A 13,724-nucleotide genomic window follows, 5' to 3' on the forward strand; every position below is an offset into this window, starting at 1 on the left:
GACCGCCGCCGGGCGCCGCTGCCTCGGCGTGTCCCGGCGTCCGGTGCCCGCTGTCCGGAACGGCTAAGATGGATGGCATGACTAGCATGACGGATCCTCTCGAGAACGACCCCATGCGTGAGCTTTCCGGAGCCGGATCGTCCACTGCAACCATTGAGCGCGAGGAACTGCGCCAAGAAGTGGAGCCCGGGGACCGCGAACGCTTTTCGCACTACGTCCGCAAGGAAAAGATCATGGAGTCCGCGCTCTCCGGCGAGCCGGTCATCGCCCTGTGCGGCAAGGTCTGGACGCCGGGGCGGGATCCCCAGAAGTTTCCCGTGTGCCCCATGTGCAAAGAGGTTTACGACGGCCTGCGGCCCGAAAATGACGGCGGCAAGGGTTCCGGCGGGGACTCAGGCAACAACAAGTAGTGACGGAGACACTCTTCGGCGGACCCACTCTGCCTCCGGCTTATCCGGAACGTGCAGCCTGGGGAACCGCCCCGAAGCTGCGCGCCTGGCAGCAGGAGGCCCTGGACCGCTACTTCAGCACCAGTCCGCGCGACTTCATGGCCGTTGCGACACCCGGTGCCGGCAAGACCACCTTTGCGCTGCGGGTGGCGTCCATGCTCATCGAAGCCGGCACGGTCAACCGGGTGACGATCGTCGCCCCGACCGACCACCTCAAGCGGCAGTGGGCTGACGCCGCGGCGCGGGTGGGTATTGCCATTGATCCGAACTTCAAGAATTCCGACGGCCAGCACGGCCGCGGGTTCATCGGCGTCGCCGTGACATACGCGCAGGTGGCCAGCAAGCCGATGCTGCACCGGGCCAAGACGGAAGCCGCCCGCACCCTGGTGATTCTCGATGAAATCCACCACGGCGGCGAGGCGTTGTCGTGGGGCGACGGACTCCGCGAAGCGTTCGATCCTGCCGCCCGGCGGCTGTCCCTGACGGGTACGCCGTTCCGCTCGGACACCTCGCCCATCCCGTTCGTGGAGTACGCCGAGGACAGGGACGGCATCCGGCGTTCAAAGGCGGACTACACCTACGGCTACGGCAGCGCCCTGCGGGACCACGTGGTGCGCCCTGTCATGTTCATGGCCTACTCGGGGCAGATGCGCTGGCGCACCAGCGGGGGCGAGGAGATGGCCGCGTCCCTGGGAGAGGCGGCAGTCACCAAGGACGTCACGTCCCAGGCATGGCGGACAGCCCTGAACCCCACGGGCGAGTGGATTCCCGCGGTGCTGGCCGGCGCGGACAAGCGCCTCAGTGAAGTCCGGCGCTCCGTTCCCGACGCCGGCGGCCTGGTGATCGCCACGGACCACGACGACGCCAGGGCGTATGCGGGGCAGCTGAAGAGGATCACGGGGGAATCACCCACGGTGATCCTTTCCGATGATGCCAAGGCCTCAAGCAAGATCGAGGAATTCACCGCCAGCGACAAACGGTGGATGGTGGCGGTCCGCATGGTGTCCGAAGGCGTTGACGTTCCGAGGCTGTCGGTCGGCGTGTATGCGACGTCAACGTCGACCCCGCTGTTCTTCGCCCAGGCCGTGGGCCGCTTCGTGCGTGCCCGGAAGCGGGGAGAGACGGCGTCGGTGTTCCTGCCGTCGGTGCCCCAGCTGATGGCGCTGGCCAACTCCATGGAAGCCGAACGGGACCATGCCCTGGACCGGCCGGAGAAGGAGGACGGGGACGGTCTCTTCAATCCGGAAGACTCGCTGATGGACGAAGCCAACCGGGAGGACAAGGCCTCGGACAGCCTGACCAAGGGCAAGTTCGAGGCACTGGATTCCCAGGCGAGCTTCGACCGTGTGCTGTTTGACGGCGGTGAGTTCGGCACCGGCGGCGACATCGGTTCCGAGGACGAACTGGATTTCCTGGGCATTCCGGGCCTGCTGGATGCGGAGCAGGTGGGCACCCTGCTGCGCCAGCGCCAGCACGAGCAGCAGAGCCGCAAGAAACGCCTGGCTCCGGCGGACGCGCCTGCGGCCCCGGCGGTCCCGGACCACCGGATGCTGATGGAGCTGCGCAACGAGCTGGCCAAGAACGTGGCCGCGTGGTCGGCGCGGACCGGGACGCCGCACGGCGTGGTCCACACGAAGCTGCGGACGGTCTGCGGCGGGCCTCCGGTCGCGCAGGCGAACGAGGAACAGCTCCAGTCCCGGCTGAAGAAGCTCCAGGACTGGTTCGTCGGCCGGAAGTAGGCCTAAAAGACATTGTGTGCAGGAAAGGCGGGGCCGCCTCAGACGGCCCCGCCTTTCCTGTTGTCGTCCGGTCTCGCGGCCGGGGCGCCGGCTATTCGAGGTCGACGCCGCCCAGTTCCATTTCGGCATACGTGTCATCAAGGTCGTCGGCAATTCCGGCCGTGAGCCGCTTGATCACGGTGACCGAGTAGCCGGCCTGTACCGCGTCCAGGGACGTTGCCATCACGCAGTGATCGGTGGCCAGCCCCACCACCACGACATCCTCGACGTCATGGCTTTGGAGCCAGTCATCAAGCCCGATGGAGTCTTCCTCGGGAGCGTAGTCCGGGTCCCCGGCCGAGGGCAGGGCGCCGGGCTTCCGGTCCCCGGTGGGGACGGCGTCCTCGGGCGCCAGGAGTCCTTCAAAGCCGGAGTAGGCGGCGGTGTGGAGGCCCTTGTGGAAATAGGCCTGGATGTGTTCGGTGTCAAGGTCCGGATGCAGCTCGGCACCCTGCGACCCTGCGACGCAGTGGGGCGGCCAGCTGTCCTTGAAGTCCGGAGTCTCCGAGAAGTGGGCGCCGGGATCGATGTGCCAGTCCTGGGTGGCCACGATGTGATCGAACTGGCCGTGATGCGCCTCGACATACTCGCTGATGGCGCCCGCCACTGCCGCACCGCCGTCGACCGGCAGCGCGCCGCCTTCGCAGAAGTCGTTCTGGACGTCGACAATGATCAGTGCACGTGACATCAGTTCTCCTCGTAGATGGTGGGGATGGCCGGTTCACCGCGCTGCAGGCGGTGGACGACCGCCGGCAGCTCCGCCATTGAGTCGGCATGGCGCTGGCGGGCGCGAAGCACGCCCTCGTGGCCTGTCCAGCCCGGCAGCAGCTCTCCGTTCTTGATGAACTGCTGGAGCAGGGGCCGGTCGTCGCCGTCGTCAACCGGACGGTGGCCGACGCCGACGATTTCGTGGGTGGCCGTGCCGTGCTCGTTGAGTCTGCGGAGGGCATACTTGCGCCCGCCCTTGCTTGCCTTGTTCTTGGCCGTCTTTGCGACGGACACGAATTCCCCGGTGTCATCGGTGCGGCTGACCAGCTTGTAGACCATGCTCGCGGTGGGGGCCCCGGAGCCGGTCACGAGGGATGTGCCCACGCCGTAGGCATCGACGGGAGCGGACTGAAGGGCTGCAATGGCGAACTCGTCCAGGTCCGAGGTGACCATGATCCGGGTGTTTTCGTTGCCCAGTTCATCGAGCAGGCGCCGCACCCACTGGGCCTGCTCCACCAGGTCGCCGGAGTCCAGCCGGACAGCCCCCAGCTTGTCCCCGGCGATCTCAACGGCCGTGCGGACGGCCGTTTCGACGTCGTACGTGTCAACGAGCAGCGAGGTGCCCGCGCCCAGGGAGGCGACCTGCGCCTCAAAGGCGTCGCGTTCAGTGTCGTGGAGGAGTGTGAAGGAATGGGCCGCGGTGCCCACGGTCTTGATCCCGTAGCGGAGGCCGGCCTCCAGGTTGGAGGTGCTGGCGAACCCGGCGATGACGGCGGCGCGGGCGGCTGCCGTGGCCGACTCCTCCTGCGTCCGGCGGGAGCCCATCTCGATGCAGGGCCGGTTGCCGGCGGCGGTGATCATCCGGGACGCCGCCGAGGCGATGGCGCTGTCGTGGTTGAGTACGGACAGCACGTAGGTCTCCAGGATGCAGGCCTCCGCGAACGTCGACTCGACGATCAGGATGGGGGAGTTGGGGAAGTAGGCCTCACCTTCGGCGTAGCCCCAGATGTCCCCGGTGAAGCGGAAGTCGGCCAGGTAGTCCAGCGTCTCCTTGTTGACCACGCCGGTGCGCCCCAGGAACTCGAGTTCGGCGTCGCCAAACCGGAATGCCGCAATGCCGTCCAGGAGCCGGCCGGTGCCGCCCACGATGCCGTAGCGGCGGCCGTCCGGGAGCCTGCGCGCGAAGGCCTCGAACACCGATTTGCGGTGCGCAGCGCCGGAATGCAGCGCTGCCTGCAGCATAGTCAGCTCGTAGTGGTCGGTGAACAGGGACGTGCGTGGCTGGTCCCAGCTGGCGGAGGTACTCACAAAATCACTCTAGTGCGCATCCCCATAGAATGGACAGATGACCCTAAGCGTTGCGCTCGGCCCTGACACCCAGGAGAGCACCCAGACCGGAACAGCGGTGTCCACCGACACCCTGACCGCCCCGGACATCCCCTGGAACCTCGTGATCTGGAATGATCCCGTCAATCTCATGAGCTATGTCAGCTACGTTTTCCAGAGCTATTTCGGCTATTCGGAGACCAAAGCCAACAAGCTCATGATGGAGGTCCACAAGAAGGGCCGGTCCATTGTTGCCCACGGCAGCAAGGAACAGGTGGAACAGCACGCCGTCGCCATGCACGGCTACGGCCTGTGGGCAACGGTCGAGAAGGCCACCGGCGGAAACAGCGGGGGCGGCAAGAGCGGCGGCCCGGGCAAGGGCAAGGGAAAACGTGGCTAAGGCTTTCAAATACGGACTCAAGGGCATTACCGGTTTCCTGGAGCCGGCCGAGCGGGAACTGCTGCGCAGCCTCTTCGACGACGTCGTGTCGATGCTTGAGCCCGGGGACAGCGGCAGCCAGGATCCGCTCACCGCTTTGATCGGGCTCGACATGGACGTCCGCGAACCCTCGGACCGCGCCCTCCGGCGGCTGCTGCCCAACGTCATGAAGGACGACGGCGCCGCCTCGCTGGAGTTCCGGCAGCTCACCGAACGCTCGCTGCGCGAGACCAAGATCGGCGCGCTCCGCGCCGCCGCGCTGGACCTGGACAAGGACGAACTGGTCCTGGCTGACGCGGACGCCAGGCACTGGTCCATGGCGCTCAACGACGTCCGGCTGGTGCTCGCCGAACGTTTGGACATCCAGGACGAGGCCGACGCCGACCACGTCCACCAGATGCAGGACTGGTCGCAGGCGGAAGACGTGGAGAGCTACCTCGCCCTCGTGTACAACTTCACCACCTGGCTCCAGGAATCCCTGGTCCAGGCCATGCTGCAAGCCATGGAATCGCGGCCCTGATCCGTGGGCCCCTGCAGCGGGCACTCGGCGCTGGTGTGACAAATTAGACATGAGGCGGACGCCACAATGTGATGGCCGCACCCACACGGAAGACCTATCCTCGAATAATCATGACTTCAGCATCGAGCATGGATCCGGCAGCAGTCGCTGCAGCGGAGTCCGCAACGGCCGTTGGCATCAATCTGGGATCGCGGCCGATCGGGGTCTTTGACTCCGGCGTCGGCGGGCTCACGGTGGCACGGTCCATCATCGATCAGTTGCCCAACGAGTCCATCCTCTACGTGGGCGACACCGCCCACGGGCCGTACGGCCCCCTCCCGATCGCCGAGGTGCGTGCCAACGCCCTGGGCGTCATGGACGAACTTGTGGATTCCGGCGTCAAGCTCCTCACGATCGCCTGCAACTCGGCGTCGGCGGCGGTGCTCCGCGACGCCCGCGAACGCTACACCGCCCGTTACGGGATCCCGGTGATCGAAGTCATCCAGCCGGCCGTCCGCCGCGCGGTGGCGGCGACCCGCACAGGCCGGGTGGGAGTGATCGGCACCTCCGCCACAGTCGGTTCGCGGGCGTACGAGGACACCTTCGCCGCGGCGCCGGACCTTCAGATCACGTCCGCAGCCTGCCCGGCCTTCGTCAGCTATGTGGAGGCGGGCATCACGACGGGCCCGGACCTGCTCGCGGTGGCGGCGGAGTACCTCAAACCGCTCAAGGCGGCCGGCGTGGACACCGTGGTCCTGGGCTGCACGCACTACCCGCTCCTGACGGGCGTGATCTCCTACGTCATGGGCGAGGACGTCACGCTGGTCTCGAGCGCCGAGGAAACCGCCAAGGACGTCTACCGGGCGCTGGCCAGCCGGGGCCTGGAGCGGACCGCCGCCGCGCCGCCGGAACACAACTTCATCGCGACCGGCGACGCAGGCCAGTTTGAAGCCCTCGCGCGCAGGTTCCTGGGGCCCGAGGTGCTCAGCGTCCGCCACGTCGACCACGTCGCGGCACAGTACCCGACCGGAAGCCTGGCCCGGATCACGCCGGAAATGATCGCCGCCGCGCAGGGCACGGCCGCGCGGCCCCGCATCTCCAATTTCGTGGGCCAGGGTATCGGCAGCGGCCACGCGACCGGGGGTTCCGGACAGTGAAGCTCACGATCGTCGGCTGCACGGGGTCCTTCCCCGGCCCCGGTTCGCCCGCCTCCTGCTACCTGCTGACGGCGAACGACGGCGAACGCACCTGGAAGGTCGTCATGGACCTGGGCAGCGGAGCCCTGGGGGCCATCCAGCGCTACACGGACCTCGAGGATATCGATGCGATCTTCCTCACGCATCTGCACCCGGACCACTGCATGGACCTGTGCGGCCTGCACGTGGCCGTGCGCTGGAAGCCGGGCGGCTGGGGCCGCGGACGGATTCCGGTGTGGGGTCCGGCAGCGACGGCCGACAGGATGGCCACCGCGTACGGCCTTGACCTGGACCCCGGCATGCACGAGGAATTCGACTTCACCAACTGGGCCGAGCGCCAGTCCGTCTCGGTAGGACCTTTCACCGTGACGCCGTTCGCGGTCAACCACCCGGTGGAGGAGGCCTACGCGCTGCGCGTGGAGGTGACCGAGCCGGATGCGTCCGGGGCCGCCGTGACGCGCGTGCTGACCTATTCCGGCGACACCGATTCGTGCCGCGGACTGGAGGAGGCGGCGAAGGACGCCGACCTCTTCCTGTGCGAGGCAGCCTTCGAGGAAGGCCGCGACGACGGCATCAAGGACGTCCACCTGACCGGCAAACGGGCGGGGGAGGCCGCCACCGTGGCGGGCGCCCGCCGCCTCCTCCTCACCCACATTCCGGTGTGGACGTCTCCGACGACGGTCATGGCCGAGGCGCGCCCCGTGTTCGCCGGTGATGTGGCCGTCGCGGTCGCCGGCGTGCACTACACCGTCTAGGGCCGGCGGTCCCGGGCTGCGCCGTCTGACGCTGCGCCGCCCTTGCGCTGTGCCCCGGCGGCAGCCGGCTGCCGATAAATCGATAAGCTAATGGCATGACTTCCGAAGCAACCACTGCCCCCGTCATCCGTGCCGACGGCCGCACCCCGGACCAGCTCCGCCCCATCAGCATCACCCGCGGCTGGTCCAAGCAGGCGGAAGGATCCGCCCTGATTGAATTCGGCAACACCCGGGTGCTGTGCACGGCTTCCCTCACCGAGGGCGTGCCCCGCTGGCTCAAGGGCGAGGGCCGCGGGTGGGTCACCGCCGAGTACGCCATGCTGCCGCGGGCCACCAACACCCGCTCCGACCGCGAGTCGGTCAAGGGCAAGATCGGCGGCCGCACGCACGAGATCTCACGGCTGATCGGGCGCTCGCTGCGCTCCATCATCGACACCAAGGCCCTTGGGGAAAACACGATCGTGCTGGACTGCGATGTGCTGCAGGCCGACGGCGGCACGCGGACCGCGGCGATCACCGGCGCCTATGTGGCGCTCGCCGAAGCCATCCGCTTCGCCAGGGAAAACAAGATGATCGCCCGGAACGCCCAGCCGCTGGTGGACACCATCGCCGCCGTGTCCGTGGGCATCATCGACGGCATCCCCATGCTGGACCTTCCGTACATCGAGGATGTCCGCGCCGAGACGGACATGAACGTGGTGGTGACCGGATCCGGCAAGTTCGTGGAGGTGCAGGGAACCGCCGAGGGCGCTCCCTTCGACCGCGATGAGCTCAACAAGCTGCTGGACCTGGCACTCCTGGGGACGGAGCAGCTCGCCGCGATCCAGCGCGAGACCCTGGCCGAAGCTCCGTGAACGGAGACAGCCCCGTAAACGGGAGCGGAACCGGGGCCCCGGCGCCCCGGCTGGTGCTGGCCACGCACAATAAGGGAAAGCTGCGTGAGCTGCGCGAGCTGCTGCGGGGGCAGGTTCCCGGGCTCGACGTCGACACGCAGGTGGTGGACGCGTCCGCCGTCGGGGGTCCCGACGTCGTGGAGACGGGGGTGACCTTCGCGGAAAACTCGCTGCTGAAGGCGCGCGCGGTGGCCGAGGCCACCGGACTGGTGGCAATCGCCGATGACTCCGGTCTCGCGGTGGACGTGCTGGGCGGTGCCCCCGGTATTTTTTCGGCCCGCTGGGCAGGGCGGCACGGGGACGACGCCGCCAACCTCCGGCTGCTGCTGGCCCAACTGGCGGACGTGCCGGACCCGCACCTGTCTCTTATACACATCTAGATGTGTATAAGAGACAGGCGGCGCTGGCGGTTCCGGCGTCGGCCTCCGAGGACGGGGCGCGCGAGGTGGTGGAATACGGCCAGCTCACGGGAACGCTGCTGCGGGAGCCGCGCGGTGAGGGGGCTTCGGCTACGACCCCGTGCTCCAGCCGCTCGGGCTGGACCGGAGTTGCGCCGAGCTGAGCCCGGAGGAGAAGAACGCCATCAGCCACCGCGGCCAGGCGTTCCGCGCCCTGCTGCCGGCCATCGTGGAAGCCCTCAGCCGGCGCTGAGAGCAGCAGACGGCACCAACTGCGTGAAAGGCACCCCCACGGCCGTGGGGGTGCCTTTCCTGACTAACGGAACCTGGGATCAGTGGTCGAGGTTCGTCTTGCGCTCGGCCTCGGGCTCGTGCTCCTCAATGAATTCCTCCACCGGATCGGTGCCGAAGGCGGAGGCCTGGCGCTTGGCGGCGACGCCGCGCAGCACTTCGATGCCGATCGGAATGACCGAAACCAGGACAATCACGATGAAGATGATGTCCAGGTTCTCCCGGACCCACGGAACCTTGTCACCCAGCAGGTAGCCGAGGAGCGTCACGCCGCCGCCCCACAGGAGCGCGCCGATCACGTTGAAGAGGAAAAATTTCCGTTTGTCCATCTGGGCCACGCCCACGATGACCGGAACGAACGTCCTGATGATGGGCACAAAGCGGGCAAGAATCAGTGCCTTGCCGCCGTGCTTCTCGAAGAAGTTGTGGGCGCTTTCCACGTTTTCGCGCTTGAATAGCCGCGAATCCGGCTTGTTGAAGATCGCCGGGCCGGCCTTGGAACCGATCAGGTATCCCGCCTGGTTTCCGACGATGGCGGACACGATGATCAGCGCGGCGAACAGCCAGATGTTGAACTTGATGGTGTCCGTGGCCACGAGCAGGCCGGCGGTGAACAGCATGGAATCACCGGGGAGGAAGAATCCGACCAACAGCCCGGTCTCAGCGAAAATGATCCCGCAGACCAGCAGGACCACCCACGGCGCCAGGGCCGGGTCGGCGAGGAAAACCTGCGGGTTAAGCCAGTCGGGCAGGAAGGAGGCCAGGTGCGGCTGGACCGGTCCGGCTCCTCCCAGTGCGGGCACGGCAAAGTCGCTGATTGCATTAAAGTTCACTTCTCAAGGGTACTTGACGGTCCTTGGCGTTCCGCGGCGCTACAGTTGTCCCCGTGAGTTTGGACTTTACGGCGATCGACTTCGAGACCGCCAACGGCTTCCGCGGATCCCCGTGTGCTGTTGGCCTCAGCAAGGTCCGCGGCGGTGTCATCGTCGAGGAGGCCTCGTGGCTGATGCGCCCGCCGGAGAACCACGACGCCTTTGACTATCACAACGTCCGGGTGCATGGGATCCGCCCGGCGGACGTGGCGGACCGGCCCCGCTTCGGGGAACTGTTCCCGGAGATCGGAGCGTTCATCGGCGGCGACATCCTGGCCGCCCACAATGCTGCCTTCGATCTTGGCGTCATCCGGTCCGGCCTGGAGGTCTCGGGCTTACCGGGGCCCGCCTACGACTATGTCTGCACCGTGATGCTGTCCCGGCGCTGCTACTCACTGGTTTCGAATTCTCTGCCCTTCGCCGCCGAAGAGGCAGGTGTGCCGCTGGTCAACCATCACGACGCTGCCGAGGACGCCCGGGCCTGCGCCGGCATCCTGATCGACATTGCGTCCCGCAACCAGGCCAATAGCATCGCGGAGCTGTATCTCTCACTCGGACTTTCGCTGCCGCAGCAGCCTGCCTTCCACCCTGCCCACGACGACCTCTCGAAACCGACGCGGTCGGCGCTTGCCGCCCTGGGCGGCACCGTAGCCGTGCGCCCCTTCCGTAGCGGATGGCCCGAGGAGGGGGACAATCCCCAGCCGAATCCGGATGCCGAACCCGGCAATCCGCTCTTCGGCCAGACCGTGGTGTTCACCGGCCAGCTGGCCATACCGCGGCCGGAAGCCAAGGAGCGGTCCGCTGAGATGGGGGCGCGTCCGGAAAGCCGGGTCACCGCCAGGACCAGCGTCCTGGTGGTGGGTGACGGCTTCGTGGCCGGTGACCTGCGGTCCGGGCGGCTGACGGGAAAGGCCAGGCGGGTGCTTGAGCTGCACGACCGCGGGCAGCCGATCGAGGTCATCTCCGAGGGCGAATTCCTGCAGATGGTGGGCGGGGCTCCCGTTCACATGGCGCAATAAAGCTTTCGCGCGCCTCCGTGCGCTCCTAGCCTTGCTCCATGAGCAGACAGAGCGCGCCACGTACGTCCGGAACCGCCGCGCCGGCAGGGGTGGACTGGTGGGCACTGTTTGCCTTCCCCAACCCGGTGAATGAATATGCGGCCAGGATCACAGCCGGCCTGGTAGTGGTGCTGGCCCTGGCCACACTGCTGACCGGCTTCGGCTGGGGCCTGGCAATCATCGCCGCCGGGTTCTGGCTCCGGGTGCTCTTCGGCCCCCGGATATCCCCGCTGGCGCTCCTGTCCGTCAAGGTTCTTGCCCCGCGGATGGGACGGGCCAAGCTGGTTCCCGGTCCGCCGAAACGGTTTGCGCAGGGGATCGGCGCCGCGGTGTCCACCGGTGCAGCTGCGCTGTTGCTGGCGGGCTTTGCCCCGGCGGCATGGATTCTGCTGGCCGTGCTGATCGTCGCTGCGTCCCTGGAGGCGTTCGCGGGATTCTGCCTTGGCTGCGTGATTTTCGGATTCCTGCAGCGCCGCGGGATGATCCCGGAGGCCGTCTGCGAAGCCTGCAACAACGTGAGCCTCAGGCAGTTGTAACCGACACCAGCTGACCGGCCATGCCGCGGATCACCTCGGGCGCTTCCAGTGCTTTGAGCCAGTCGGCCGGCAGGCATTCCTCGCCGTAGTGCGCCCCCAGGATGTTGCCGGCGATGGATCCGGTGGAGTCGCTGTCACCGCTGTGGTTGACCGCGAGGGCGATCGCGGCCTTGAAGTGCTCCACAGGATCTGCCGCCGGCTGTCCTGCGGCGGAGTCGGCGGAAGAGCCGGCAGGCGAGGCGCCGGGCGCCGTCGCAAGAACCGCGTAAAGCCCGACGGCGAGCCTCCTCCGCCACCCAGCCCTCCCGCCCAGCTCGCTGACAAGGTCCTCCGGGCTGAGCACGGGCCGCGCCCCGGTGCCCGGCGTCATCGGCGTCATCGGCTGCGCCGGCGAGGCGGAGTGCTGCCGCAAGGCGCTCGCGGAGTTCGGGTGCTGCCTCGGCATCCGCCTCCACGCGGCGGACGGCGGCCTGCGCTGCCTCCGGCAGGCTGTGGCCCTGGATCAGGGAATGGATCAGCAGGCTGAAGACCCCCGCGCTCTGGCGTGCGGACGGATGACCGTGCGTCAGGGACGCTGCGTCCGTGCTCAACTTGTACACGGATTCGGCCGGGATGTGGGGGATGAGCCCGAACGGAGCCGAGCGCATCACGGTTCCGCAGCCCTTTGAATCCGGATTGACCGGGCGGTACACCGTGCCCATCTCGCCTGTGGCCAGCCCGCTCAGGCACGCGTTGCCGGGCGCCCGGCGGTGACGGAGCACCTGCTGCTCGTCGATCCAGCGCGGCTGCGGCCTGGGGGCCTGCTCCGGGGCAGGCACGCCCTGGGTGTCCAGCCAGCGCAGGTAGGCCAGCCACAGGCAGGCGTTTGCGTCCGCGCCCACGCCCGAGTTGGCCCATTCCAGCGCTTCGACGAGGCCGTCCACTGTGTAGAGCGTCATCTGGGTGTCGTCGGAGAAGTGAGTCCCGCCGTCGAGCGCTTCGAAGCCCTGGAGCCCGGCCGCGCCGAAGCGGCCGCGGATGGCGCTGATGGAATCGAACTCGATGGCGTAGCCGAGGGAGTCGCCGAGCGCGCCGCCCAGCAGGCAGCCATGGATACGGGACGCCGGGGACGGCAGCGCGGTAGCGCCGGGAACATTGCTCATGCCACCAAATTTACCCGCCGGCCCGGCGGGAGAGCGCAGCGGCCGCTCCCCGGGACCGTGGCACGCTCACTCGGCGACGATCGCCAAGGGAAACGGCCGCTCCCCGGGGCGCTAAGCTCGCATTCAGCAACCGTCCAGACTCGCCTGCCAGAATGCAGGGGCTGACTCCCGCAGGTGCCGGTCTCACCGGCTCACCGAAACAAAGGAATTCCTGAACATGACCACCCCTGTGTCCGCACCCCCGACCGACCCCGAGCTGAATTCCGCCGGTGACGGCGGATTCCGGCCCGGACTCGTTTCCCGGCTGGGGGCCGAAGCGTTCGGAACCTTGTTCCTGGTGATCGCCGGACTGGGCGTTCCGCTCTTCACGCTTCCGCAGTCGAATCCGCTGCCGGCATCGCTGGCCGGCGGGCTCGCCGTGACGGCCGCGATGCTGGCCTTCGCCTACATCTCGGGCGGGCAGTTCAATCCGGCCATCACGCTGGGTAGCTTCGTGGCAGGAAAGATCCGCGCCGCCCACGCCGCCGCCTACATCGGCGCGCAGCTCATCGGCGCCGCCGCCGGCGCCCTGACACTCTTCGGCATCCTCCGCACCGTCCCCAACATTCCCGACACCCGGGCGGCGTTCGATACCGTGACCGCCGGATTCGGCGAACATTCCGTCATTCAGACGCCCATGGCGGGCGTCCTGCTGGCCGAAGTCCTGGGCGCAGCCCTCCTGGTCGCTGTTTTCCTCGGCACCACGGCGCGGCGCAACGTTCACGCGGCAGCGGCCCGTTCGCCGTTGGCCTCGCGTTTGCCGTGCTGCTGCAGTTCGGGCAGGCCATCGGAAACGCGCCGTTCAACCCCGCCCGTGCCACGGCCTCCGCGCTGTTCAGCAACAGCTGGTCGCTGGAACAGCTCTGGCTCTTCTGGGTGGCCCCGCTGGTGGGTGCCGCCATCGCCGGCCTAGTCTTCCGGGGTTTCTCCGACAGCAGCGCCGCAGCGGGCACCGCTGTGGCGCATCCGGTCATCGACGAGGGTGACACCGCGGACGCACTTGACGCCGGCGACGACTTCGACGGCGAGTTCGACGGCGGCGTTTCCGCCACGGAGGGCGGGGCGCCTGCAGCAGCCGGCGCAGCACCCGTACCCGCCGGCGCCGCGCCCGCAGTACCCGGCGCAGCGTCAGGCAGCCTCGACGAGCTGTCTCTTATACACATCTAGATGTGTATAAGAGACAGGCCGCGGGACGAAGCCCGCGACTTTTTCGACGGCCCGGGCAGCAAGTAGCGCCGGCAGTAAGCAGCACATCCTTTTGACGGCCGGGACGGACCACCGCCCGGGCGTGTCTCCGGACGCGCCGGGTCGGTGCGGCAATACTGTCAGTGCCTGCGGATAGCGT

Annotated in this window: 14 protein-coding genes and 3 pseudogenes; 12 read left to right on the top strand and 5 right to left on the bottom strand. The window is 67.8% G+C overall.

Annotation, left to right across the window (positions count from 1 at the left end; all coding sequences use genetic code 11):
• Positions 1 to 68: 68 nt before the first annotated feature.
• Together B1A87_RS04620 and B1A87_RS04625 are read left to right on the top strand one after the other, a co-directional pair.
• A complete protein-coding gene (locus B1A87_RS04620; RefSeq protein WP_078026689.1) occupies positions 69 to 410 on the top strand; it encodes a DUF3039 domain-containing protein in 342 nt (113 codons plus the stop codon).
• A complete protein-coding gene (locus B1A87_RS04625) occupies positions 410 to 2,188 on the top strand; it encodes a DEAD/DEAH box helicase (RefSeq protein WP_078026688.1) in 1,779 nt (592 codons plus the stop codon). Before B1A87_RS04620 ends, B1A87_RS04625 begins: the two co-directional genes overlap by 1 nt.
• Positions 2,189 to 2,279: 91 nt before the next feature.
• Here B1A87_RS04625 and B1A87_RS04630 read toward each other — a convergent pair whose 3' ends face one another.
• Entirely contained in the window at positions 2,280 to 2,915 is a 636-nt protein-coding gene (locus B1A87_RS04630; RefSeq protein ID WP_078026687.1) for an isochorismatase family protein, read from the bottom strand.
• A complete protein-coding gene (locus tag B1A87_RS04635; protein WP_078026686.1) occupies positions 2,915 to 4,243 on the bottom strand; it encodes a nicotinate phosphoribosyltransferase in 1,329 nt (442 codons plus the stop codon). Before B1A87_RS04635 ends, B1A87_RS04630 begins: the two co-directional genes overlap by 1 nt.
• 37 nt (positions 4,244 to 4,280) lie before the next feature.
• On the opposite strand from B1A87_RS04635, the gene clpS reads away from it, so the two are divergent.
• The 6 genes and pseudogenes from clpS (at position 4,281) to B1A87_RS04665 (ending at position 8,694) form a co-directional block, all read left to right on the top strand.
• Positions 4,281 to 4,661, top strand: a complete 381-nt coding sequence (clpS, locus tag B1A87_RS04640) for an ATP-dependent Clp protease adapter ClpS (RefSeq protein WP_078026685.1) — start codon at positions 4,281 to 4,283, stop codon at positions 4,659 to 4,661.
• On the top strand, positions 4,654 to 5,220 hold the full coding sequence (locus tag B1A87_RS04645) for a DUF2017 domain-containing protein (protein ID WP_078026684.1): 567 nt from the start codon (positions 4,654 to 4,656) through the stop codon (positions 5,218 to 5,220). The genes clpS and B1A87_RS04645 overlap by 8 nt, the downstream gene beginning before the upstream one ends.
• Before the next feature lie 128 nt (positions 5,221 to 5,348).
• Positions 5,349 to 6,356 (top strand): glutamate racemase, encoded by a 1,008-nt coding sequence (gene murI, locus B1A87_RS04650; protein WP_078026742.1) that lies wholly within the window; start codon positions 5,349 to 5,351, stop codon positions 6,354 to 6,356.
• Positions 6,353 to 7,150, top strand: a complete 798-nt coding sequence (locus tag B1A87_RS04655) for an MBL fold metallo-hydrolase (RefSeq protein WP_078026683.1) — start codon at positions 6,353 to 6,355, stop codon at positions 7,148 to 7,150. The genes murI and B1A87_RS04655 overlap by 4 nt, the downstream gene beginning before the upstream one ends.
• A gap of 95 nt (positions 7,151 to 7,245) precedes the next feature.
• Positions 7,246 to 8,004 carry a ribonuclease PH gene (rph, locus tag B1A87_RS04660; protein ID WP_078026682.1) on the top strand — a complete coding sequence of 253 codons (759 nt, stop codon included), beginning with the start codon at positions 7,246 to 7,248 and terminating at the stop codon, positions 8,002 to 8,004.
• Positions 8,001 to 8,694 (top strand): annotated as a pseudogene (locus B1A87_RS04665) (non-canonical purine NTP pyrophosphatase). The gene rph and the pseudogene B1A87_RS04665 overlap by 4 nt, the downstream one beginning before the upstream one ends.
• Before the next feature lie 79 nt (positions 8,695 to 8,773).
• On the opposite strand, the gene B1A87_RS04670 reads toward B1A87_RS04665, so the two are convergent.
• Entirely contained in the window at positions 8,774 to 9,550 is a 777-nt protein-coding gene (locus tag B1A87_RS04670) for a VTT domain-containing protein (RefSeq protein ID WP_078026741.1), read from the bottom strand.
• Between the two features lie 68 nt (positions 9,551 to 9,618).
• Between B1A87_RS04670 and B1A87_RS04675 the strand changes: the two genes are divergently transcribed.
• Both B1A87_RS04675 and B1A87_RS04680 read left to right on the top strand, forming a co-directional pair.
• On the top strand, positions 9,619 to 10,623 hold the full coding sequence (locus B1A87_RS04675; protein WP_078026680.1) for an exonuclease domain-containing protein: 1,005 nt from the start codon (positions 9,619 to 9,621) through the stop codon (positions 10,621 to 10,623).
• A 38-nt stretch (positions 10,624 to 10,661) separates the two neighbouring features.
• Complete coding sequence (locus B1A87_RS04680) at positions 10,662 to 11,198, top strand: DUF4395 domain-containing protein (RefSeq protein WP_078026679.1); 537 nt, start codon at positions 10,662 to 10,664, stop codon at positions 11,196 to 11,198.
• Here the strand turns inward: B1A87_RS04680 and B1A87_RS04685 are convergent.
• Positions 11,185 to 12,340, bottom strand: a pseudogene (locus B1A87_RS04685) (ADP-ribosylglycohydrolase family protein). The gene B1A87_RS04680 and the pseudogene B1A87_RS04685 overlap by 14 nt on opposite strands.
• 217 nt (positions 12,341 to 12,557) lie before the next feature.
• Between B1A87_RS04685 and B1A87_RS04690 the strand changes: the two are divergent.
• Together B1A87_RS04690 and B1A87_RS24550 are read left to right on the top strand one after the other, a co-directional pair.
• Positions 12,558 to 13,237 (top strand): annotated as a pseudogene (locus B1A87_RS04690) (MIP/aquaporin family protein); the annotation flags it as partial.
• Positions 13,238 to 13,255: 18 nt separating this feature from the next.
• Positions 13,256 to 13,546 (top strand): hypothetical protein, encoded by a 291-nt coding sequence (locus B1A87_RS24550; RefSeq protein WP_313902511.1) that lies wholly within the window; start codon positions 13,256 to 13,258, stop codon positions 13,544 to 13,546.
• Here the strand turns inward: B1A87_RS24550 and B1A87_RS22830 are convergent.
• Positions 13,508 to 13,699, bottom strand: a complete 192-nt coding sequence (locus B1A87_RS22830) for a hypothetical protein (protein WP_185982238.1) — start codon at positions 13,697 to 13,699, stop codon at positions 13,508 to 13,510. The genes B1A87_RS24550 and B1A87_RS22830 overlap by 39 nt on opposite strands.
• Positions 13,700 to 13,724: the final 25 nt, after the last annotated feature.

It is taken from the genome of Arthrobacter sp. KBS0703 (assembly GCF_002008315.2).
Classification (GTDB): domain Bacteria; phylum Actinomycetota; class Actinomycetes; order Actinomycetales; family Micrococcaceae; genus Arthrobacter.